This is a genomic window from Nocardia sp. NPDC058633, assembly GCF_042717045.1.
GTDB lineage: Bacteria > Actinomycetota > Actinomycetes > Mycobacteriales > Mycobacteriaceae > Nocardia.
The window spans coordinates 61,666-86,295 of sequence record NZ_JBHXRA010000003.1; the positions used below are offsets into that span (position 1 = coordinate 61,666).

The window sequence follows — 24,630 nt, forward strand, 5'->3', positions numbered from 1 at the left end:
GCTGCGCAGGATGCGCACCAAGCGGTCACCGAAGGCGACGACGGTCTCGGCGTCGAACAGATCGGTGGCGTAGTTCCACGACAGCGCCAGGGAGCCGTCGGCGGCTTCGCCCACGGTCAGCTGCACGTCGAATTTCGCTGTGCCCGGGTCGAAATCGACGACATCGAGGTCGAGACCGGGCAGGGCGACGGTGCCGGTGTCGGCGGCCGTGGCCGCTTCGAAGGTCAGCGCCACCTGGAACAGCGGGTGGTGCGCCTGCGAACGCGTGGGGCTGAGCACGTCGACGAGGCGCTCGAACGGCACATCGGCGTTGGCGAAGGCGGACAGGTCGACCTTGCGGATCTGATCGAGCAGGTCGCTGAAGCTCGCGCTGGAGTCGACCTCGCTGCGCAGCACCAGGGTGTTGACGAACATGCCGACCAGGTCGTCGAGCGTGCGCTCGCCACGACCGGCGATGGGAGTGCCGATGGCGATGTCGGTGCTGTTGGACAGGCGCGCGGCCCAGGTGGCCAGCGCCGCGTGCATCACCATGAACAGGGTGACCCCGCGGGCGCGGGCGATCTCGGTGAGCGCCTGGTGCAGGCGCGCGTCGACCGAGAAGCGGTGCAGGTCACCGGCATTGGTGGCGATCTCGGGCCGAGGCCGGTCGGCGGGCAGTTCGAGCTGATCCGGCAGGTCACGCAGTTGCTCGGTCCAGTAGGCGAGCTGGCTCGCGGCGATCGAGTCGGGATCGGACTCCTCGCCGAGGACCTCGCGCTGCCACAGCGTGTAGTCGGCGTACTGGACCTCGAGCGGCGCCCAGGCGGGGATCTCGCCGCGGGTGCGCTCGCTGTAGGCGATCACGACATCGCGCAGCAGCGGACGCAGCGAGAAGCCGTCACCACTGATGTGGTGCATGACCAGCACGGCCACGTGGCTTCGGTCGTCGACGCGCAGAAGGCTCGCGCGGAAGGGAACCTCGCGGGTGACGTCGAAGTGCACGCTCGCCAGTTCGATGACGCGCGCGACCACATCGCTCGCGGCGACCGGCACAGCGGGCAGCGCGAAACGGACCTCGTCGGCGGGCAGGATCTGCTGGTAGCCCGCGCCTTCGGCCACGACGGCGGAGTCGTGGGACGGCGCCGCGGATCCGGGGCGCCTGCGCTCACCGACGACACCGTCGAACGCCGGGTAGAAGGTGCGCAGGGATTCGTGCCTGGCCACCACGTCGGCGATCGCCGCCTCGAGCGCGACGACGTCGAGGTCGCCGGTGAGCCGGATCGCGACGGGGATGTTGTTGACCGCGGTGCGGTTGTCGAAGCGGTTGAGGAACCACATCCGCTGCTGGGCCTGCGACAGCGGCACCAGTTCGGGACGCGGGCGCGGGGCCAGCGGGATGCGTCCGCCCCGGCCGGTGTGCGTTTCGACGCGCGTTGCCAGCGCGGCGACGGTCGAGGCCTCGAACAGCGCGCGCAGCGGCACCTGGGTGTCGAGCGCCTCGGACAGGCGCGCCGCGACCCGGGTGGCGATCAGCGAGTTGCCGCCGAGTTCGAAGAAGTCGTCGTCGAGGCCGACCTGGCCGGCGCCGAGCACCTCGGCGAAGGTGGCGGCGACGATCTGCTGCACCGGCGTGACCGGGGCCTGGAAGGTCCGCGCGGCGAAGACCGGCGCGGGCAGCGCCTTGCGATCGAGCTTGCCGGAGGCGTTGAGCGGGAACGCGTTGAGCACCACGTACGCGGCGGGCACCATGTAGGCGGGCAGCGCGGCGCCGAGGTCGTTCTTGACCGCGTCGGTGTCGATGGTGGCGTCGGCCTGCGGGATGACGTAGGCGACCAGCTGATCGCCGGTGTGCTCGTCGGAGCGGACCACGACCACCGACTGGGCGATCTCGGGCAGCGCGGTGAGCGCGGACTCGATCTCGCCGAGCTCGATGCGCAGACCACGCAGCTTCACCTGGAAGTCGGTGCGGCCCAGGTATTCCAGCTCGCCCTGTTCGGTCCAGGTGACCAGGTCACCGGTGCGGTACATGCGCTCGCCGCCCGCGAACGGGTCGGCGACGAAGCGGTCCATCGTCAGGTCGGCGCGGCCGACATAGCCGTGGGCCAGCTGCACACCCGCGAGATAGAGCTCACCCGCGACACCGACCGGGACGGGGCGCAGACGCGAATCCAGCACGTACAGACGGGTGTTGAACACCGGCGCGCCGATCGGCACCGTCTCGGTGTCGGCATCGGTGACCTCGTGATAGGTCACGTCGACCGCGGCTTCGGTGGGGCCGTAGAGGTTGTGCAGCGCGGCGCCGGTCAATTCGCGCAGACGCTGTGCGGTCGGCGCGGGCAGGCCCTCGCCGGAGGCGAACACATTGCGCAGCGAGACGCACTCGGCGGCCAGCGGTTCGGTGACGAACACGGCCATCATCGACGGCACGAAGTGCACCGTGGTGACCTGCTCGGCCACGATCAGCCGCGCCAGGTAGGCCGGGTCGCGATGCCCGTCCGGCTTGGCGACGACCAGTCGCGCACCGACCTGCAAGGGCCAGAAGAACTCCCACACCGACACGTCGAAGGTGGCGGGGGTCTTCTGCAGCACCACGTCGTCGGCGGCGAGGCCGTAGGCGGCGTGCATCCACACCAGGCGGTTGACGATCGCCGCGTGGCTGACCGCGACACCCTTGGGACGCCCGGTGGAGCCGGAGGTGAAGATGACGTAGGCGGTGTTGTCCGAGCGCAGCGGGCGGTGACGATCGGCATCGGTGACCGGCGCGGTGGAGTGGCCGGACAGGTCGAGCTGGTCGATGCGCACCTCGCGACCGGCGGCCGCGGGCAGGCTTTCGCCGGAGGTGAGCACGCAGACCGGTTGCGCGGTCTCGAGGATGTGCTCGATGCGCTCGGCCGGGTGGTCGGGATCCAGCGGCACGTACGCACCACCGGCGGCGGACACGGCGTACATGCCGACCAGCAGGTCGATCGAGCGCCGCATGCCCAGTGCCACATACGATTCCGGGCCGACCCCGGCGTCCTTGAGCCAGCGCGCCAGCTGACGCACCCGCTCGGCGAACTCGGCGTAGGACAGACTCGTCCCCTCGAACGTGAGCGCGGTCGCGTCGGGAGTCCGCGCGACCTGGGCCTCGAACAGGGCGTTGAGGGTGGCCGGGTCGTCGTCGCTCGGGGTGCTCAGCGCGGCGTCGACGGCGAATTCGGTGTCGTTCCAGCGATCGAGCACCAGGGCGCGCTCGGCGGAGTCGAGAAGTTCGATGTCACCGACAGGCGCCGCGGGGTCGACCACGACGGCGGTGAGCACGCGCAGCAGCCGGGCGCCGAAGGTCGCGGCGAACCCCGCGTCGAAGAGGTCGGTCGCGTAGACGAGTTCGGCGTCCATGTGGCTGTCGTCGTCGGCCGGTACCTCGCTCAACGCGAGCTGCAGGTCGAACTTGGCCATGTGCTGGTCGATGCCGAGCTCGGAGACCGTGAGGCCGGGCAGCTCCAGCGTGGTGCGGCCCAGGTTCTGGAACGAGAGCATCACCTGGAACAGCGGGTGCCGCGACTGCGAGCGCGCCGGGTTGAGCACCTCCACGAGGCGCTCGAACGGCACATCGGCGTGCGCGAAGGCAGCCAGGTCGTGTTCGCGAACCTGACCGAGCAGTTCGGTGAAGGTGGCGCCTTGGTCGACTTGGGCGCGCAACACCAGGGTGTTGACGAACATGCCGACCAGATCGTCGAGCGCCTGCTGACCACGGCCGGCGACCGGGGTGCCGATGGCGATGTCGGAGGTGCCCGACAGGCGCGAGAGCAGGACCGCGAAAGCGCTGTGCACCACCATGAACAGGGTCGTGCTGTGCTCGTGGGCGACCCGGTTCAGTGCGTCGACGAGCTCGCCCGGCACCTCGAAGCGGTGCGTGCCCGCCTGGTAGCTGGCCTGCGCGGGCCGCGACTTGTGGCCGAGGCGCAGTTCGTCGGGCAGGTCGGCGAGCGCGCCGCGCCAGTGCTCGAGCTGCTCGGAGATCAGTGCGGTGGGATCGGTCTCGTCACCCAAGATCTCGCGCTGCCACAGCGCGTAGTCGACGTACTGCACGGCCAGCGGCGGCCAGCCGGGTTCGGTGCCGGCGGTGCGGGCGACATACGCCGTCATCAGGTCACGCACCAGCGGACGCAGCGAGAAACCGTCGGCGGCGATGTGGTGGACCACCATCACCAACACGTGCTCGCGCTCGCTGAGCTCGTAGACCCGAAGGCGCACAGGCGCGTTCGCGGTGACATCGAAGCCGCGTCGGGCGAACTCGTAGAGCGAGGTCGCCATGTCGGTCTCGTCGGCCTCGATCAGCTCGACGTCGGGGATCGAGCCCGCGGCGGCGAGGACCTTCTGGTACGCGGTGCCGTCGGCCATGGTGGCGCGCCCCGACTCGGGGGCCACGTACACGGGGTAGACCGTGCGCAAAGTTTCGTGGCGGGCGATCACGTCGGCGACCGCGCCGCGCAGGGCGGGCAGGTCGAGCAGGCCCTGCAGGCGGACCGCGACCGGGATGTTGTAGGTGCCGGTGTCGGCCACGTCGAAACGGTTCAGGAACCACATGCGCTGCTGCGCGAGCGACAGCGGCGGGTGCTCCGGGCGCTGGCGGGCCGTGAGTTCGGCGCGCAGACCGGTGCCCGCGTGCGATTCCACGCGCGCGGCCAGCGCGCCGACGGTGGGCGCTTCGAACAGCGTGCGGACGCCGACCTCGGCGTCGAGCGCCTTGCTCAGCCGTGCGGCGACCTGGGTGGCCACCAGGGAGTTGCCGCCGAGGGCGAAGAAATCGTCGTCCACGCCGACGCGTTCGGCGCCGAGCAGGTCGGCGAAGATCTCGGCGACGATCTCCTCGATCGGGGTCGAGGGCGCACGGAACACCTTGGCCTCGAACACGGGCGCGGGCAATGCCTTGCGGTCGAGCTTGCCGGAAGCGTTGAGCGGGAACGCATTCAGCACGACCAGCGCCGAGGGCACCATGTAGGTGGGCAGTTCGGCGGTGAGGCCTGCCTTCACCGCGGCCACGTCGACGGTCGTCTCGGCTTCGGGCACCACGTAACCGACCAGCTGGTCACCGGCGTGCGCGTCGGAGCGCACGACGACGACCGACTGCGCGACACCGGGCTGACCGAGCAGGGTCGCCTCGATCTCGCCGAGTTCGATGCGCAGACCGCGCAGCTTCACCTGGAAGTCGGTGCGGCCCAGGTAGTTCAGTTCGCCGTAGGAGAGACCGTTCTCGCCGGACACCCCGGTCCAGGTGACGAGGTCGCCGGTGCGGTACATCCGCGAACCGGCCGCGCCGTACGGGTTGGCGACGAATCGGTCGGCGGTGAGGTCGGCCCGGTTGAGGTAGCCGACCGCCAGCTGGTCGCCCGCGAGATAGAGCTCTCCCGCGACACCGGGAGCCACCGGGTGCAGCCGCGAATCCAGCACGAACACCCTGGTGTTCCACACCGGACGCCCGATCGGCACCGACTCCACATCGGTGTCGACGACCTCGTGATAGGTGACGTCGACCGCGGCCTCGGTGGGGCCGTAGAGATTGTGCAGGCGCGCGCCGGTGAGCTCGCGCAGGCGCTGCGCGGTGGGTGCGGGCAGCGCCTCACCGGAGGCGAACACCTGACGCAGGCGCACCGCGTTGCCGTTGCCGTTGCTGCCGAGGGTCGAGACGAACACCGACAGCATCGACGGCACGAAGTGGGCGGTGGTGATGCCGCGTTCGGCGATGATCTGGGCCAGGTACACCGGGTCGCGGTGGCCGTCGGGCTTGGCGACGACCAGGCGGGCGCCGGTCTGCAAGGGCCAGAAGAACTCCCACACCGACACGTCGAACGTGGACGGGGTCTTCTGCAGCACCGCGTCGGCGACGTCGATCGGGTACTCGTGCTGCATCCACAGCAGGCGGTTGACGATCGCGGCGTGATCGACCGCGACACCCTTCGGGCGGCCGGTGGAGCCGGAGGTGAAGATCACGTAGGCGGTGTTGGTGGCCCGAAGTGGGCGCACGCGTTCGGCGTCGGTGATCGGTGCGCCGCTGAAATCGGCGGGCGAGCAGATGCTCTCGACCGCGGCCACGGTGACGCCGTCGGCCTCGAACGCGTCGCGACGGCTGGTGAGCACCAGTCGCGGCTGCGCGGTCTCGATGATGTGGCCGATGCGGTCGGCGGGCTGATCCGGGTCGAGCGGCACGTAGGCGGCACCGGCCTGCAGCACCGCGTACATGGCGACGACCAGCTCGGTGGAGCGCCGGATCGCCAGCGCCACATGGGAACCGGGGCCGATGCCGTCGGCGATCAAGCGGCGGGCGATGCGGTTGGCCCGTTCCTGCAGCTCGCGGTAGGACAGTTCTTCCTGGTCGAAGACCAGGGCGACGGCGTCCGGGGTCCGCTCGACCTGTGCGTCGAACAGCGACACCAGGGTGGCGTGCGGGACGGCGTGGGCGGTGTCGTTCCAGTCGACGAGGACCTGCGCGTGCTCCTCGGGCGCGAGCAGATCGATGTCGCCGACGAACACCTCGGGATCGGCGACGATCGCGGCGAAGATGTTGTCGAGCCTGCGGGCGAACGCGGCGACCGTGGATTCCTCGAAAAGGTCGAGCGCGTAGGAGAACTCGGCCGCCATGCCGCCGGCGCGGCCGTCGGCGTCCTGTACCTCGGTGAGCGTGAGCTGCAGGTCGAACTTGGCCAGCTGGGCGTCGTAGTCGATGCCGCTGACCGAAAGGCCGGGCAGCTGCAGCGAAGCCTGCTTGTTGTTCTGGAACGACAGCATCACCTGGAACAGCGGGTGACGCGCCTGCGACCGGGCCGGGTTGAGGACCTCGACGAGCCGCTCGAACGGTACGTCGGCATGCGCGAACGCCTGCAGGTCGGTCTCACGGGCCTGATCGAGCAGGGTCGCGAACGGAGTGGCGCCGTCGACCTGCGAGCGCAGCACCAGGGTGTTGACGAACATGCCGACCAGGTCGTCGAGCGCCTGGTCACCACGGCCCGCGACGGGGGTGCCGATCGCGATGTCGCTGGTGCCGCTGGCACGGGCCAGCAGCACGGCCAGCGCGCTGTGCATGACCATGAACAGCGAGGCGTTGTAGCGGCGACCCAATTCGACCAGGGCGCGCTGGGTTTCGCTCGCGATGACGAAGCTGTACGTGCCACCCCGGTAGGAGGCGGCGGGCGGACGCGGGTGGTCGGCCGGGAGCACCAGCTCATCGGGCAGGTCGGCGAGTTCGTTTGCCCAGTAGGCGATCTCGGAGGAGATCAGCGACTGCGGGTCGTCCTCGGAGCCGAGGACCTCACGCTGCCAGAGTGCGTAATCGGCGTACTGGACCGGCAATTCGGCCCAGGTCGGCGCTTCCCAGGAGGTGCGGGCCGCGTACGCCATGATCACATCGCGCGACAGCGGCGCCATCGACCAGCCGTCGGCGGAGATGTGGTGCACCACCATGCCGAGCACGTACTCGGACTCCGACACCTCGAAAAGCCGCGCGTGCAGCGGCACTTCGCTGGTCACGTCGAACGCCATCGACGCCAGGTCGATCAGATGATCGATCAGGTTGTCCTCGGTGACCCGGTACGGGGTGAGGTCGGGCACGATCTGCGCGGCGTCCAGGACCACCTGCACGGGGCCGCTGCCGGAGTCGGGGAACACCGTGCGCAGCGACTCGTGCCGGTCGATGACGTCGATGACCGCGACCTGCAGCGCGGCCACATCGAGGTCACCGGAGAGCCGGATCGCGACGGGGATGTTGTTGACCGCCGACGCGGTGTCGAAGCGGTTGAGGAACCACATGCGCTGCTGAGCCAGCGACAGCGGCACCCGCTCGGGCCGTTCGCGGGCCACGAGGGCCTTCCGGGCGCCGTCACCGGCCTGCGACTCCACCCGGGTGGCCAGCGCCGCGACGGTGGGTGCCTCGAACAGCATCCGGACCGGAACACGGGTGTCGAGGGCGATCCCGATGCGGGAGGCGACCTGGGTCGCGATCAGCGAGTTACCGCCCAGCTCGAAGAAGTCGTCCTCGACACCGACCCGCGACAGCTCGAGCACGTCGGCGAAGATCTGCGCGACGATCTGCTCGATCGGGGTGGTGGGCGCGCGGAACTCGCGCACCTCGAACACCGGCGCGGGCAACGCGCGACGGTCGAGCTTGCCGTTGACGGTCAGCGGGATCGCCGCGAGGACCATGATCGAGGAGGGCACCATGTACGCGGGCAGACGCTGCGCCACGTGGTCGGTCAGCTCGGCGACATCGATCGAACCACCGGGCACCGCGACGACATAGGACACCAGCGACGTGCTGCCGCCCTTGTTCTTGTGGCCGATGCTGACAGCGAAGTCGACGCTCTCGTGCGAGGCGAGCGCGGAGTCGATCTCACCCAGTTCGATCCGGAAACCGCGGACCTTCACCTGGAAGTCGGAGCGGCCGACGTATTCCACATTGCGGTCGGCGGTCCAGCGCACCACGTCACCGGTGCGGTACATCCGCTCGCCGGGCGCGTAGGGATTGGCGACGAATCGGTCGGCGGTCAGCGAGGCACGCGCGTGGTAACCGCGAGCCATACCGACGCCACCGATGTAGAGCTCACCCGCGACACCCACCGGCACGGGGCGAAGGCGGTCGTCGAGGATCAGGGTGTGCACGCCGCGGATGGGGCCACCGATGACGACCCGCTCCCCCGGGATCAACCCCTCGCTGAGGTTGGACGCGATGGTGGTTTCGGTGGGGCCGTAGACATTGCCGAGCATGCGCCGCGAACCGTCGGGCAGGCGCACAGCCCACTTGGCGACCAGCTCGGGCGGAACCGCTTCACCACCGGCGGCGAGCACCCGCAGGTGATCGAGGCCGCGCGCGTCGAAGGTGGCCAGCGCGGCGGGGGTCACGAACGCGTGGGTGACCTGTTCGGTGATGAGGATGTCGCGCAGCTCCTCACCGCCGTAGACGCCAGGCGGGACGACCACGAGCGTGCCGCCGCGACCGAGCGCGAGGAGCAGTTCCAGCACCGACGCGTCGAACGAGGGCGAGGCGAAATGCAGTGCGCGGGTGTCGGAGTCGAGCGAGTAGAGGTCGATCTGCTCGGCGCAGAAGTTGGCGACGCTGGCGTGGGTGACCACCACGCCCTTGGGCACACCGGTGGATCCGGAGGTGTAGATCAGGTACGCGGGCTGCGCGGGATCGGTCTGGCGGACCAGTTCGCGCGGGGCCAGCGGCGCATCGGAGATGTGGTCGAGGTCGAGGTCGTCGACCACCACCCAGCTCACCGAACCAGGCAGTTCACCGGCTTCACCGGTGACCGTGATACCCACGGACACACCGGCATCGGCGATCATGTGGGCGATGCGGTCGGCCGGATAGTTCGGGTCCACGGGCACGAACGCGGCGCCGGTCTTGGCGACCGACCACACCGCGAGCACCGACTCCAGTGAACGCGGCACGGCGACGGCGACGAAGTCCTCGGCGCCGAGGCCCTGCTGGATCAGCAAGCGCGCCAGCTGATTCGAGCGACGATCGAGTTCGCCGTAGGAGACAGCTGTCCCCTCGAACACCACGGCGGTGGCCTCGGTGTCGCGTGCGGCCTGGGCGATCAGCTGCGGCAACGTGCGCGCCACCGCGGCGGGAGCGCCGAAGCGGGTGACCAGGTCGGTGCGTTCGGCATCGTCGAGCACGTCGATCGCGCCGACGGTGACGGCCGGATCGGCCAGGATCGCGTCGAGCACGCGCCGCCAGCGCAGCAGCAACTCCTCGACGGTCGACTGATCGAACAGGTCGATGGCGTAGGTGAGCACGCCGGTCATGCCCGACAGCGAACCGGTGCCGGAGTGCTCCTCGGTGAGGGTCCACTGCAGGTCGAACTTGGCCATGTCGACCTCGACCTCGTCGGCGGTGACCGTGAGACCGGGCAGCTCCAGGGTGCCGTGCGACATCTCCTGGAACGACAGCACCACCTGGAACAGCGGATGCCGCGCCTGCGAGCGCGACGGGTTGAGCACGTCGACGAGCCGCTCGAACGGCACATCCGCGTTGGCGAACGCGCTCAGGTCGGTTTCGCGTGTGCTGGTGAGGAATTCACTGAACGGCTGGGTGGGGTCGACATCGGAACGCAGCACCAGGGTGTTGACGAACATGCCGATCAGGTCGTCGAGTGCCTGCTCACCGCGGCCGGCGATCGGGGTGCCGACAGCGATGTCGGTGGTGCCCGACAGCCGCGCGAGCAGCACCGCGAGGGAGGCGTGCACCACCATGAACAGGGTGACCCCGTTGGCACGGGCCACGGCGGCGAGCTGTTCGTGGGTGTCGGCGTCGATCTCGAAACCGACGCGCGCGCCGCGGAAGCTCTGCTGCTGCGGGCGCGGACGGTCGCTGGGCAGGTCGAGCTGGTCGGGCAGCCCCTCGAGGGCGCGCTGCCAGTAGTCGAGCTGACGCGCGGCCATCGAGGTCGGGTCGGATTCGGCGCCGAGCAGTTCGTGCTGCCACAGGGTGTAGTCGCGGTACTGGACCGGCAGCGGCATCCACGCCGGCGCCTCGCCCGCGGCACGGGCGAGATAGGCGGTGGCGACGTCGCGGGCCAGCGGGCCGAAGGAGAAACCGTCGGCCGCGATGTGGTGCACGACGAAGGCGACCGCGTATTCCTGCGTGCCCGCGCCGTTGGACTCGGCCGTCGCGCCGACCACCTTGAAGATCTGCACGCGAATCGGCAGTTCCAAGGTGACGTCGAAGCCGGTGGAGGCGAAGTCGATCAGTTCCTCGCGCAACCGCGACCGGTCGATCGGGGTCACCGCGATACCGAGGTCGAATTCGTCGGCGCCCAGTACCTGCTGGAAACCGCCGTCGGCGTCGGGGAAGATCGTGCGCAGCGATTCCTGGCGCACCACGACATCATTGAGCGCGGCGATCAGCGCGTCGACGTCGACGCGGCCCTTCATCTGCACCACGAAGGGCAGGTTGTAGGTGGGCGCGGTGGGGTCGAACTGGTTGATGAACCACATCCGCTGCTGGGCCAGCGACAGCGGCACCTGGTCCGGATGCGGCTGCGCGACGAGCGCCGGACGCGTGGAAACCTCGGCGGGCGTGGCGGATTCGGCGCGCGAGGCGAGTCCGGCCACGGTCGGCGTCTCGAACAGCGCGCGCACACCCAACTGGATGCCGAAGGCGGCGCCGATGCGGGCGACGACCTGCGTGGCGACCAGGGAGTTGCCGCCGAGTTCGAAGAAGTTGTCGTCGGCGCCGACGCGTTCCTGGCTCAGCACGTCGGCGAAGATGCCGGCCACGATCTGCTCGGCCGGGGTGCGCGGCGCGCGGAAATCGCCCGCGGCAGCGGTGAAGGCAGGCTCGGGCAGCGCCTTGCGATCGAGCTTGCCGGAGGTGTTGAGCGGGAACGCGTCGAGCACCATGATCGACGCGGGCACCATGTAGGCGGGCAGCTTCTCGGCGACGAAGCGGGTCAGCGTCGCCGGGTCGGCGGACTGGCCCGGCGCGGGCACGACATAGGCGACGAGCTGCTGGCCGGTCGCGGTATCGACCACGAGGACCGCGGCCTGGCTGACGGTCGGGTGCGCGAGCAGGTCGGTCTCGATCTCGCCGAGCTCGATGCGCTGACCACGGAACTTGACCTGGAAGTCGGTGCGGCCGATGTATTCCAGGACGCCGTCGCCGTTCCAGCGCACGAGGTCGCCGGTGCGGTACATGCGTTCGCCGGGGGCGCCGACCGGGTTGGCGACGAAGCGGTCCGAGGTCAGATCGGGGCGGCCTCGGTAGCAACGGGCCAGCTGTCGACCGGCCAGATACAGCTCACCGGGCGCACCGATCGCGGCCGGGCGCAGGCGCGAATCCAGTACGTAGACTTCGACATTCCACTCGGGGATACCGATCGGCACCTGCGTGGTGTCGGCTTCGGTGGCCTCCCAGTAGGTGACCGAGACCGCGGCCTCGGTGGGGCCGTAGAGGTTGTGCAGGCCCGCGTCGGAGATCGCGCGCAGACCTGCGGCGGTCTCGGGAGGCAATGCCTCACCGATGACGAAAACCGCACGCAGCGAGGCACATTGAGCTTGCGTCGCGTGGGAGACGAACACCGTGAGCATCGAGGGCACGAAGTCCGTCACGGTGACGCCGTGGCGCGCGATCATGTCCGCGACATACAGCGGGTCGCGGTGACCGTCGGGACTCGCGACGACCAGCTTCGCACCGACCATCAGCGGCAGGAAGTAGCCCCACAGCGACACGTCGAAGGTGGTGGCGGTCTTCTGCAGGTAGATGTCATCTGCGGTCAACCGGTACTCGTCGAGCATCCACAGCTCTTGGTTGACGATCGCGTGATGGGTGACCGCGACGCCCTTGGGTCGACCGGTCGAACCGGAGGTGTAGATGACATACGCCGTGTTGTCCGGGCGCAGCGGGGCGAGCCGGTCGGCATCGGTCACAGGGGTGGCGTCGAAACCGGTGGTGTCGAGTCGATCGATCTCGACGCGGGCGACGGTCTCGGGCAGATCGAGGTCGTCGCCGACGGTCGTCAGGACGCAGACCGGTGCCGCGGACTCGAGGATGTAGGCGGTGCGGTCGGCCGGATGATCAGGGTCGATCGGCACGTAGGCGCCACCGGCCCTGAGCACCGCGTGCATGCCGATGACGAGATCGAGCGAGCGGCGCATACCGAGCGCGACCAGGGATTCCGGGCCGACGCCGTCGGCGATCAGGAAGCGGGCGAGGCGGTTCACCTTCGCACCGAATTCGGCGTAGGTGAGGGTCTCACCCTCGAAATCCAGGGCGATGTTGTCCGGGGTCAGCGCGATCTGCGCGTCGAGCAGCGTGGGCAGCGTGGTCGCGGGGACCTCGTGTGCCGCGTCGTTCCACTCGGTCAGCGAGCGTTCCAGCTCGGCGGCGCCGGTAACCGGCAGGTTCCACACCGGCAACTCGGCGTCGGCGGCCAGGAACCGGTCGAAGAACTCGAGGAACCGGCTGTGATGGGTCTGCGCCTCGGCCGCGGAGTACAGGTTCGGGTTGGTCTCGAAGTCGATGTGGGAGCGGGTGCCACCGTGGGACTGATAGAAGTTGACGCCCAGGTCCTCGATGCTGCCGGTGGACAGCACGTTGAGCGTGCCCTCCATGTCACCGAAGCTCAGGTGGTTGTCGAAGAGCATGATGTTGACCCACGGGCCGAAGAACTCCGTGGAGACCATGCCATCGCCCGCCGAGTCGCGGCGGATGTCCTCGTGGCGGTAGCGCTGGTGGCGCAGGGCGCCGGAGACCTCGGTGGTCACCGAACGCAGCAGCTGCGCGACGGTGGTGTCGTGGCCAACACGCAGGCGCAGCGGCACGATGTTCGACGTCGCGCCGCCGGAGCGACGCATCACCGCGGTGGTGCGGGCGGTGACCGGAAGGCTGAGTATGACGTCCTCGGTGCCGGTGATCTGGGCCAGGTAGGCGGCGAAACCGGCGATCAGCAACGGTGCGGCGGTGCTGTCGTGGCGGGCGATCGCCGCGGTGAGCAGCTCGTCCTGGGACGCGCTCAGCGCCGCGCTGGTGACGTCGTTGACCGGCGAGGGCGGGGCCGAGCGACCGGTGAGGCTGCTGCCCTCTTCCAGGCCCGCGACGCGCTGGGCCCAGTGCTCCTTGTCGGACTGGAAACGGGTGCTGTCGCGGTAAACGAGCTCGGACTCGTAGAGCGCGCGCAGATCGGTGGCTTTGTTCGGCGGGGCCGGGGTGCCGGTGACCTCGGCGGTATAGAGCTGTGCCGTGCGGTTGACGAAGTTGTTGGCGCCGAAACCGTCGAGCACGATGTGGTGGACGCGGGCATACCAGTACCAGCGGTCGTCGCTGAGCTGCAGTGCGGCGGCCTGAACCAGGCGGTCACGCACGATATCGAGCGGGCGGCTGTACTCGGCGCGCATCCAGGCGGCGGCCGCCGCTTCGGGGTCGGCCTCGCCACGTAGGTCGACATAGATCAGCGTCGCGTCCTGGGTGGGATCGACGGTCTGCATCGGCTCACCGTCGACCTCGACGATGCGCAACCAGCCCGATTCGAGGTCGGTGGCCGCGTCGGCGCTCGCGCGCTCGAGCACGGCGACATCGAGGCGTCCGCGCAGGTCGACGTACTGGGCGATGTTGATCGGCACCTGTGGGTCGACGTGCTGCGCGTACCAGATACCCAGCTGTGCGGGCGAGAGCGGGAAGTACTCCGAGGAGCCTCCACGTCCGTCACCAGTTTCGCCGTTTCCGCCGAAATCCAGCCGGTCCAACCCAAACCTCGCTTCCGGAACACCCTGTCAGGCGCTCCCCGACGACACCGGAACGCGAGCGCCCACCTAACTACCAGCGTGGCGCCCGCGTCTCGGGTTCAGTTCTCGAATCAATCAGGCAAAAAACGTCCATTGGCACTATCTGTCGCCCGTGCCGGTCTCGTTACACAGCCGAGACCATGCACCTGACCGTCCGGCCGCCAGCGCCGGTCTACTCGTCGCAAACCATCGCACCAATCTACCGGTGCGCCCGCCCCGCAACCAACCACCTCCATAGCTGGCGCACATCGTCCCAGGTGGAGGTCCCGCCCCGCGTTTGCTGACGCCTGTTCGCGTTCTCACATCCTGGTCGGATGACCTGTGTACCGTGGTAACTGAGTGATGGATCACACCGCCCGGTCTGCTGTCGCGAGGGCGAGAACTACCGGGTTCTGGCGGGGTCGTAGAGGTGGGACTGAGCGCAGTCCACAGGCGCGGACAGGGCACGGCCGACCAGGATCACCGCGGCTTGCCGCAGGCCTGCCGCCTCCACCTGGTCGGCGATATCGGCCAGGGTGCCGCGCAAGACGAGTTGTTCGGGTTGGCTGGCGCGATAGACGACGGCGACCGGGCAGGCCGAGCCGTATTCGGCGACCAGTTCCTCGGCCAACACCCTGATTCGGGTGATCGCGAGATGCAGGACCAGGGTCGCGCCCGTGGCGGCGAAGTTCGCCATGGCCTCACCTTCGGGCATCGCGGTGGAGCGTGCCTGCGTCCGGGTGAGAACTACCGACTGGACGACTTCGGGCACGGTCAGCTCGGTGCCCAGCGCTGCCGCCGCGGCCGCGTAGGCGGGCACGCCAGGGGTGATGTCCCAAGCGACGTCGGCGGCGTCGAGCCGGCGAGTCTGCTCGGTCAGCGCCGAATAGAGCGAGGGGTCCCCCGAACACAGCCGCGCCACGTCCTGACCCGCCCGGTCGGCCCGGACGAGGCGGTCGATGATCTGGTCCAGGTTCAGGTGCTGGGTGTCGACCAGTTCGGTGCCGGGCGCGCAGTGCGCGAGCACCTCGGGGTCGAGGTAGGTGCCCGCGTACAGGCAGACCGGGCTCTCGCGCAGGAGGGTGACTGCCCGCACCGTGAGCAGGTCGGCGGCGCCGGGGCCTGCCCCGATGAAATGCACGGTCATGCACGGGAGTCTAGGAGTGTCCCCGGAACGGGCGGACAAGTAGGTTCTGTGTGGGACGGCAGGGGCAGTCGACGATGAAACGGGGTTCCGCGATGCGGGTGTCGGACAACAGCGGTGGGGTGCGCAGAGCGGGTGCTTGCGCGGTGGCGGTCGTGGCCGCGACGCTGGCAGGGTGCTCGGCCGACACGATCGTGGGTAAGGCCACCGCTACCGCGGACAGTTTCGCCCCGTCCGCGGACAACCGTGACCCGTCGCTGCAGATCCGCGGCGTCGTCGTCACCGAGATCGCGCCGGGACAGCCGCATGTGCTGCCGACCCAGCGGGTCGCCTACCCGTCGATCCCCCCGGTGGGCGGACCGCACGACGCCCAATGGGCCGCCTGCACCGGCGTCGTCTACCCGAAGGCCCTGCGCACCGAGAACGCGGTGCACTCGATGGAGCACGGCGCGGTCTGGATCGCCTACGACCCCGCGAAGGTGAGCGCGCAGGATCAGGCGACGCTGCGCGCGAAGGTGACCGACCGGCAGTACACCCTGATGTCGCCCATCCCCGACATGGACCACCCGATCATGGTGCAGTCGTGGGGCCACCAACTCGCCCTCGACACCGCCTCCGACGAACGCATCGACCAGTTCGTCGTCGCCCTCCGCGAAAACCCTTACACCACCCCGGAAGTAGGCGCGACCTGTTCGTCGCCGCTCTTCGACCGCACCGACCCACCCCCGTACGACCCGACCCCGCCGGGCCCCGACGCGGTACCGATGTCGGGGACCAGGTAGTCGAACCAGAAGCTGAGGACGACCATGGAGTTGACCAAGGGCGCGAACACCTCGATCCCCGCGAACGAGGTGCGGGTGACGGTGATCGCCGCGACATCGGTGGACATCGCCGCACTGCTGCTCACCACCACCGGAAAAGTGCGCTCCGACAGCGATTTCGTCTTCTACAACCAACCGGTCGCGCCTGGTGTCGAGGTCGTGACGCCCGAGGCGATTCGCGTCGTCTTCGACGACGTACCCCGTGATATCGACAAGATCGTCCTCACCGCCAGTCTCGACGGCACCGGGCCGCCCGATTGGGGGCAGGCGGGCCCGCCGCGAATCACGGTGACCGACACGTCGACCGACACACTGCTGGCTTCTTTCACCCCGACCGGACTCGGACCCGAGACCGCGCTGATCGCCTGCGAGATCTACCGGCGCGACGGCGCATGGAAAATCCGCGCGGTCGGTCAGGGGTACGCGCAGGGGTTGGCCGGTATCGCAGGCGATTTCGGCATCACCATCGACGAGGAGCCGGCGCCGCAACAATCTCCGACGCCGTCGCAGGCCCCTCCCGCTGATCCGCCACCGTTCGGGCGAGCGACGGTCGACCTGTCCAAGGGTCACGTCTCGCTGCGCAAGAACGAAACGGTCTCGCTCACCAAGCAAGGGGAACCGCCGCTCACGCGGGTGCGTATGGGGCTGGGGTGGGACCCGGCCACCCACGGCAGCCGGGTCGACCTCGACGCCTCCGTCATCGCCTACGACGACCGGGCCAAGAAGCTGATCAACGTCTGGTTCCTGCGGCGGGAGGCCTTCGGCGGCGCCATCACGCACTCCGGCGACAACCTGACCGGGCACGGGGACGGCGACGACGAGGCCATCACCGTCGACCTCACCGCGCTTCCGCCGGAGGTCCACGCCCTGGTCTTCACCGTGAACTCCTTCGCGGGCCACAAGTTCGACCAGGTCGGCCGCGCGCATTGCCGTCTCCTCGACGAACACACCGGCACCGAGTTGGTGCGCTTCGAACTGTCGCGGGGCGAACCGACCACGGGAGTGTTCCTGGCGATGCTCACCCGCGCCGCGCACGGATGGAACATGACGGCCCTGGGCGAGTACTCCAAAGGCGCTACCGTGCGCAAAATGGTCGACCCGGGCAAACAGTTCGTGCTGTCGAGTCGCTGATCAGGGCCTAGCCGGTCATATCGAACTGCGCGATGACCTTCGTCGGCCGCACTCGCACCACGAGTTCCCCGGCCACCCCGTTGCGCTTACCGAACTCCTCCGCCTTGTCCTGCCCCATGTAGCGGCCTGCGATGGCGGTCGCGGTCCGCACGAGCTCATCGAGGTCTTCGGACAGCGTGACCGTCCCCTGCACCTCGACCAGCCCGTACGGCGGCTCTTCGAGGTCGACGCACACCGCGACGCGCGGATCCCGCGCGAACGCCCGCCCCTTGGCCGAGTTCTTCCCCGTATTGAAAACCAGCTCGTCACCTTCGACGATGAACCACACCGGCGTCACCAGCGGACGCCCATCCGCCGCAGCGAACGCCACCTTGCCCGTTCGCGTTCCGTGGGAGAGAAATGCGAGCACCTTGGGATCAGACAGAGAGGCCATGCGACCCAGGGTAAGTCACCACAACGGCCTCCCGCAGGACCTGCGGGCGGCCTGTCAGCGCAGTGCCGAGCGAGGTCAGCCGACTGTGCCCGGCGGCGCGATCCATCGGGTGGACTGACCGGTCGTTCGGCAGCGGTCTCGAAATCGTGGTCGTAGCGCAGGATCGTGATGCGATTCGCTTGCGCGGTCGCCGCGATCACCAGATCCGCGGCAGCAGGCGAGGCAGACTAAGCCGATGAGCGATCCCGAGCATCTCATCGTGGTGGATGCGGCCAATGTCGTCGGGTCGCGCGCCAACGGGTGGTGGAAGGATCGCGCGGGTGCGGCGCGCAGGCTGCTCTCCGATGTGGCGGACCTGACGACCCGCCTCCCGGAGACCACCGAGATCACGGTTGTCCTCGAAGGCGCGGCCAAGGCGGCTGCCGACGGCGCAGAACCCCGCGCGCCACGCATAACGGTGGTTCTCGCCGAACGCTCGGGCGACGACACGATCGTCGACGTGGTCGCCGAGACCGACACCCACACACAGATCACCGTCGTCACCGCCGACCGTGAGCTGCGCACCCGAGTGGAAACGCACGGCGCCGAGACTGTCGGGCCCAGCTGGTTCTGGAGCCGGATCGACCGACCCGCGGCTGGAAACTAGTCGGCCGACAACGCCGCCAAGGCCATCTGGCGCAGTACCGGGCGGGCCCTCGACGCACTCGCCGCCGACGCGCTGTGCGGGGTGGAGTTGATCAGGCCGAAGGCGGCGTGAGCTTGGATGCGGGCAGTTTCTTCGGGGAGCCCGGGAGCCAGTTCGCGCAGGACACCCACCCAGATCTCGACGTACTGGCGCTGCGTGCGACGCAGGACGCGGCGGTCGTTGGCGGGGACGTTGTCAAGGTCGCGGTCCTGGATGCGGATGAGTTCGGGGTTGCCGAAGGCGAAGTCGAGGTGGAAGTCGACCAGGGCGGTCAGCGCTGTCGCGGCCGAGGGTGATTCGTCGACGACGGCGCGACCGCCCGCGAGCAGGCGCTCACTGATGCCGACGAGGAGTTCGACCAGCAGCGCCTCCTTGTTCGCGAAGTGGCGGTAGACGGCGGGGCCGCTGATGCCGACCGCCGCGCCGAGGTCGTCCAGACGTACACCGAAGAAGCCGCGGTCGGCGATGAGTCGGGCGCCGGCGGCGAGCAACTGTTCGCGACGCTGGGCTTTGAGCTGCTCGCGGCGGGTGACCTGAACAGGCTCGGTAGACGACATCGTGGAAGCCCCCTCTGGACAACTTGGTTAGTCAAGATTAACCTGAATTTCAGTTATTAGCGATTAACCGAATGGGAAGAGTGGCGTGATGACGGTGACGCACGAGACCGAAGACACCACCGTGGCCGCGACGAGCAACCGGGACGCGCACGCCGCCCTGGTCGCGGATCTGCGGAAGCGGCTGGCCACGGCCGCCCTCGGTGGTCCGCAGAAGTCCCGCGAACGGCACGTGGCCAGGGGCAAGCTGCTCCCCCGCGAGCGCGTCGACCAGCTGCTCGACCCCGGCAGTCCGTTCCTCGAACTGTCCCCACTGGCGGCCGGCGGCATCTACGGCGACGAGTGTCCCGGCGCAGGCGTGATCGCGGGCATCGGCCGCATCGCGGGCCGCGAGTGCCTGATCCTGGCCAACGACGCGACGGTCAAGGGCGGCACCTACTACCCGATCTCGGTGAAGAAGCACCTGCGCGCGCAGGAGGTGGCCGCGCAGAACAACCTGCCGTGCGTGTACCTGGTGGACTCCGGCGGCGCCTTCCTGCCGCACCAGGACGAGGTGTTCCCCGACCGCGAGCACTTCGGCCGCATCTTCTACAACCAAGCGAACATGAGCGCCAAGGGCATCGCCCAGATCGCGGCGGTGATGGGCTCGTGCACCGCCGGTGGCGCGTACGTGCCCGCGATGGCCGACGAAGCGGTGATCGTGCGCGACCAGGGCACCATCTTCCTCGGCGGCCCGCCGCTGGTGAAGGCGGCGACCGGCGAGATCGTCACCGCCGAGGACCTCGGCGGCGGCCTGCTGCATTCGCGCACCTCCGGCGTCACCGACCACCTGGCCGCCGACGACCGCGACGCACTGCGCATCGTCCGCAATATCGTCGCCACGCTGGGCCCGCGCCCCGAAGCGCCGTGGGAGGTTCTGCCGAGCACCCCGCCCGCCAAGGCCGAGGACGAGCTCTACGACGTGGTCCCTGTCGACCCGCGCACACCCTACGACGTGCACGAGGTCATCGACCGGATCATCGACGGCGAGAGCGGATTCCAGGAGTTCAAGGCCGAGTACGGCAAGACCCTGGTCACCGGGTTCGCCCGTATCCACGGCCATCCCGTCGGCATCGTCGCCAACAACGGCGTGCTGTTCGCCGAATCCGCCATGAAGGGCGCGCATTTCATCGAACTGTGCGACAAGCGCAAGATCCCCCTGCTGTTCCTGCAGAACATCACCGGCTTCATGGTGGGGCGCGACTACGAGGCGGGTGGCATCGCCAAGCACGGCGCGAAGATGGTCACCGCCGTCGCGTGCGCGCGGGTGCCGAAGCTCACCGTCGTGATCGGCGGCTCCTACGGCGCGGGCAACTACTCCATGTGCGGGCGCGCGTATTCGCCTCGCTTCCTGTGGATGTGGCCCAACGCGCGCATCTCGGTGATGGGTGGCGAGCAGGCCGCGTCGGTGCTGGCGACCGTGCGCGGCGATCAGCTCGACAATGCGGGCAAGCCCTGGTCCGAAGCGGACCAGGAGGCGTTCAAGGCCCCGATCCGCGAGCAGTACGAGACCCAGGGCAACCCCTACTACGCGACCGCGCGCATCTGGGACGACGGCGTGATCGCACCGGCCGACACCAGAACCGTGCTCGGCCTCGCCCTTTCGGTGTGCGCGCAAGCACCGCTCGAACCCGTGTCCTACGGCGTGTTCCGGATGTGAAGCAGCGTCAGCGAGTGAACCGAAAACACCGTGCGCAGTCGCGCACGACGGAGCCGAGCGCCGGCGAGACGCAGGAGTGAGCGACATGCTGAACAAGAACCACCCCGTCGAATTCGACACCGTCCTGGTCGCCAACCGCGGCGAGATCGCGGTGCGAGTGATCAAGACCTTGCGCGCCATGGGCATCCGCTCGGTCGCGGTGTACAGCGACGCCGACACCGACGCACGCCATGTGCGCGAGGCCGATACCGCGGTGCGGCTCGGACCGGCGCCCGCGCGCGAGAGCTACCTGTCGATCGAGAAGGTCGTCGACGCTGCCGTTCGTTCGGGCGCACAGGCTGTGCATCCGGGTTATGGCTTCCTGTCGGAGAATTCGTCCTTCGCGGCAGCGCTGGCCGAGGCGGGCATCGTGTTCCTCGGGCCGCCCGCGAAGGCCATCGAGGTGATGGGTGACAAGATCACCGCGAAGAAGACGGTGACAGCCTTCGGGGTGCCGGTGGTGCCCGGCATCGCCGAACCGGGCCTGACCGATGACCAATTGATCGCCGCCGCCGCGGAAATCGGCTACCCGGTGCTCGTGAAGCCCTCCGCCGGTGGTGGCGGCAAGGGTATGCGCAGGGTCACCGACCCCGCCGAGCTCCCTGCCGCGCTGATCAGCGCTCGCCGCGAAGCCGGTGCGGCGTTCGGCGACGACACCCTGTTCCTGGAGCGGTTCGTCAACCGACCCCGGCACATCGAGGTTCAGATCCTGGCCGACAAGTTCGGCAACGTGGTGCACCTGGGTGAGCGTGAGTGCAGCTTGCAGCGCAGGCATCAGAAGGTGATCGAGGAAGCGCCCTCACCGCTGCTCGATCCCCAGACCAGGGCCCGGATCGGCGCCGCGGCCTGCAACACCGCCCGCAGCGTGGACTACGTGGGTGCGGGCACCGTGGAGTTCATCGTCTCGGCCGACCAGCCCGACGAGTTCTTCTTCATGGAGATGAACACCCGTCTGCAGGTGGAACATCCGGTGACCGAGATGGTCACCGGTGTCGACCTGGTGGAATCGCAGGTGCGGGTGGCCGCGGGGCAGAAGCTGGCACGGACCCAGGACGAGATCCACCTCGTCGGGCACGCCATCGAAGCGCGCGTCTACGCGGAGGACCCGGCCCGCGGGTTCCTGCCCACCGGTGGCACCGTGCTCGCGCTGTCGGAACCTGAAGGCCCCGACGTCCGCGTCGATTCGGGAATCTCGGTGGGCACCGTGGTCGGCAGCGACTACGACCCGATGCTGTCGAAGGTGATCGCGCGTGGCGATACTCGTGCCGACGCGCTCGCCGCGCTGGACCGCGCGCTGAAACAGACTGTGCTGCTGGGCGTGACGAGCAATATCGAGTTCCTGCGGTTTCTGCTCGCCGACGACGACGTGCAGGCGGGCCGCCTCGACACGGCGCTGCTCGATCGGCGGGTGTCCGATTTCGTGCCCGCCGTGCCCTCCGATGACGAATTCATCGCCGCCGCGACCTATCACTGGCTGCGGCGCTGGCAGACTCGCAGTGGAGATCTGTGGTCGACGCCCTCGGGATGGCGACTGGGGGCACCGGCGCCGACCGCCGTCCGACTGTCCTCGGGCGAGCTCCTGCGCCACGTCTTCGTCACCGGCACACCGGAATCCGCGTCGGTGTGGCTCGACAACGGCGACTCGGTCGACGACCCGCAACCGGCCGGCCCGAACACCGGCTCGACAGCGGCGCGCTCAGCCCACGCCGAGGCCAGACCGCTGTCGGCGGCTCTGCTCGACGACGGACTGACCGTCACCGTCGACGGACTGCGGCGCAGGCTTCGGGTCGCCGAGGCCGACGGGCAGCTGTGGGTGAGCGGCGATGGTCACGTGGCTGTCTTGCGCGAGGTCGCCGAAGCGAGTGTGCGTGGCGACACCGCCCACGTCGGGGATGCCGAAATTCGCAGCCCCATGCCGGGTTCGGTGATCGCCACACCGGTCGCCGACGGCGCGACGGTTGCCATCGGTGATCCGGTGATCGTGATCGAGGCCATGAAGATGGAGCACGCGCTCACCGCCCCGGTGGCGGGCACCGTGGAGGTGCTCGCCGCGCCGGGCGCCCAGGTGAAGCTGGACCAGGTGCTGGTGCGCGTCCTCGCCCATCCCCTGGAAACGACCGGTGCGGACACTGCCACCGACACCGAACCCGACGTCGACACAGAGCGTGAAGGAACCCCGGCATGACCGACTACTTGTCCACAGGCTCGCTACCCGAGGAGTATCGCCAACTCGCACTGACCGTGCGCGACTTCGCCGACCAGGTCGTCGCGCCGGTGTCGGCGAAACACGATGCCGAACACAGCTTTCCGTACGAAGTCGTGGCCGGGATGGCCGAGATGGGACTGTTCGGCCTACCGTTTCCCGAGGAGTTCGGCGGTATGGGCGGCGACTACTTCGCCCTGTGCCTGGCGCTCGAGGAACTCGGCAAGGTCGACCAGAGCGTGGCCATCACCCTCGAGGCGGGTGTCTCGCTCGGCGCCATGCCGATCTACCGCTTCGGCAACGACGAGCAGCGCGCCGAATGGCTGCCCCAGCTCACCAGCGGTCGAGCGCTGGCGGGCTTCGGACTCACCGAACCCGACGCGGGCAGCGACGCGGGCGGCACCAGGACCACCGCGGTGCACGACGGCGAGAGCTGGGTGATCAACGGCAGCAAGCAGTTCATCACCAACTCCGGCACCGACATCACGCGGCTGGTCACGGTCACCGCGGTCACCGGGCACAGCGGCGGCAAGAAGGAGATCTCCACCATCCTGGTGCCCACGGATACGCCCGGTTTCGTCGCCGAACCCGCCTACAACAAGGTCGGGTGGAACGCCTCCGACACCCACCCGCTGAGCTTCACCGACGTGCGCGTGCCGCAGGAGAACCTGCTCGGCGAGCGCGGTCGCGGGTACGCCAACTTCTTGCGCATCCTCGACGAGGGACGCATCGCCATCGCCGCGCTGGCCGTCGGCGCCGCGCAGGGCTGTGTCGACGAGAGCGTGCGCTACGCGGGCGAACGCCAGGCATTCGGGCAGGCCATCGGCCGCAATCAGGCCATCGCGTTCAAGATCGCCCGGATGGAGGCGCGCGCCCACGTGGCCCGCACCGCCTACTACGACGCCGCCGCGCTGATGCTGGCGGGCAAGCCGTTCAAGAAGGCCGCCTCGATCGCGAAGATGGTCGGCAGCGAGGCCGCGATGGACAACGCCCGCGATGCCACCCAGATCTTCGGTGGCAACGGATTCATGAACGAATACCCGGTGTCCAGGCACTACCGTGACAGCAAGATCCTGGAAATCGGTGAGGGCACCACGGAGGTACAGCTGATGCTGATCGCACGGGAGCTGGGTCTGTGAGCGCGCCCGAGCACGGCGACCCGGAGGCGAGGGCGCAGGGTAGCGAGCAGGGATCGACGAACACCGCTCGCCGGGTGGTGCAGCGTGGTCTGTGGTTCGAGGAGTTCGAGATCGGCACGATCTACGAGCACCGGCCCGGGCGCACCATCACCGAGGCCGACAACGTCTTGTTCACCACATTGACGATGAACACCCAGGCCCTGCACCTGGACGCGGCCTTCGCCGACGCCCAGCCGCCGTTCAACCAGCGCCTGGTGAACTCGATGTTCACCCTCTCCACCCTGGTCGGGCTCTCCGTCGCCCAGCTCACGCAGGGCACCCTGGTCGCCAACCTCGGCTTCTCCGAGATGACCACACCCGCACCACTGTTCCACGGCGACACCATCTACGCCGAGACGCTGGTCACCGACAAGCGCGAATCCAACAGCCGCCCCGGTGAGGGCATCGTCAGCCTGGCCCACACCGCCCGCAACCAGCACGGCGTGATCGTGGCGACCGCGGTGCGCAAGACCTTGATCCGCAAGGCCCCGACAGCATGACGGCGCCGCGGCGCGCCCGTCGA

At 69.0% G+C, this 24,630-nt stretch carries 11 protein-coding genes (1 of these 11 only partly in view); 7 read left to right on the forward strand and 4 right to left on the reverse strand.

Going from position 1 to position 24,630, the window contains the following annotated elements:
• Positions 1-14,202 carry the 5' end (the start) of a non-ribosomal peptide synthase/polyketide synthase gene (locus ACFWUR_RS04315; RefSeq protein ID WP_378901698.1) on the reverse strand. It extends 30,243 nt beyond the left edge of the window, so 14,202 of the gene's 44,445 nt are visible here — the first part of the coding sequence; it begins with the start codon at positions 14,200-14,202; its stop codon lies beyond the left edge, outside the window.
• Between the two features lie 421 nt (positions 14,203-14,623).
• Positions 14,624-15,367 carry a precorrin-4 C(11)-methyltransferase gene (gene cobM, locus ACFWUR_RS04320; RefSeq protein WP_378901701.1) on the reverse strand — a complete coding sequence of 248 codons (744 nt, stop codon included), beginning with the start codon at positions 15,365-15,367 and terminating at the stop codon, positions 14,624-14,626.
• Positions 15,368-15,441: 74 nt separating this feature from the next.
• Between cobM and ACFWUR_RS04325 the strand changes: the two genes are divergently transcribed.
• Positions 15,442-16,146: a DUF3105 domain-containing protein gene (locus ACFWUR_RS04325; protein ID WP_378901704.1), complete on the forward strand. Its 705-nt coding sequence runs from the start codon at positions 15,442-15,444 to the stop codon at positions 16,144-16,146.
• 24 nt (positions 16,147-16,170) lie between these two features.
• Positions 16,171-17,316 (forward strand): TerD family protein, encoded by a 1,146-nt coding sequence (locus ACFWUR_RS04330; RefSeq protein ID WP_378901707.1) that lies wholly within the window; start codon positions 16,171-16,173, stop codon positions 17,314-17,316.
• A 7-nt stretch (positions 17,317-17,323) separates the two neighbouring features.
• Here the strand turns inward: ACFWUR_RS04330 and ACFWUR_RS04335 are convergent, their stop codons facing one another.
• Entirely contained in the window at positions 17,324-17,749 is a 426-nt protein-coding gene (locus tag ACFWUR_RS04335) for a PPOX class F420-dependent oxidoreductase (RefSeq protein WP_378901710.1), read from the reverse strand.
• A 235-nt stretch (positions 17,750-17,984) separates the two neighbouring features.
• Between ACFWUR_RS04335 and ACFWUR_RS04340 the strand changes: the two genes are divergently transcribed.
• Complete coding sequence (locus ACFWUR_RS04340) at positions 17,985-18,395, forward strand: NYN domain-containing protein (RefSeq protein WP_378901713.1); 411 nt, start codon at positions 17,985-17,987, stop codon at positions 18,393-18,395.
• Here ACFWUR_RS04340 and ACFWUR_RS04345 read toward each other — a convergent pair.
• Complete coding sequence (locus tag ACFWUR_RS04345; protein WP_378901716.1) at positions 18,392-18,991, reverse strand: TetR/AcrR family transcriptional regulator; 600 nt, start codon at positions 18,989-18,991, stop codon at positions 18,392-18,394. The genes ACFWUR_RS04340 and ACFWUR_RS04345 overlap by 4 nt on opposite strands.
• Positions 18,992-19,079: 88 nt before the next feature.
• Here ACFWUR_RS04345 and ACFWUR_RS04350 point away from each other — a divergent pair, with 88 nt between their 5' ends.
• The 4 genes from ACFWUR_RS04350 to ACFWUR_RS04365 all read left to right on the forward strand — a co-directional run bounded on the left by ACFWUR_RS04350 (position 19,080) and on the right by ACFWUR_RS04365 (position 24,607).
• The gene (locus ACFWUR_RS04350; RefSeq protein WP_378901720.1) at positions 19,080-20,687 is read left to right on the forward strand and encodes a carboxyl transferase domain-containing protein; all 1,608 of its coding nucleotides are present in this window, start codon (positions 19,080-19,082) and stop codon (positions 20,685-20,687) included.
• Between the two features lie 85 nt (positions 20,688-20,772).
• Positions 20,773-22,911, forward strand: coding sequence for an acetyl/propionyl/methylcrotonyl-CoA carboxylase subunit alpha (locus ACFWUR_RS04355; protein ID WP_378901723.1), 2,139 nt, complete (start codon positions 20,773-20,775; stop codon positions 22,909-22,911).
• On the forward strand, positions 22,908-24,068 hold the full coding sequence (locus tag ACFWUR_RS04360; RefSeq protein WP_378901726.1) for an acyl-CoA dehydrogenase family protein: 1,161 nt from the start codon (positions 22,908-22,910) through the stop codon (positions 24,066-24,068). The genes ACFWUR_RS04355 and ACFWUR_RS04360 overlap by 4 nt, the downstream gene beginning before the upstream one ends.
• A 74-nt stretch (positions 24,069-24,142) precedes the next feature.
• Entirely contained in the window at positions 24,143-24,607 is a 465-nt protein-coding gene (locus tag ACFWUR_RS04365; protein WP_378902482.1) for a MaoC family dehydratase, read from the forward strand.
• The last annotated feature ends 23 nt before the right edge of the window (positions 24,608-24,630 follow it).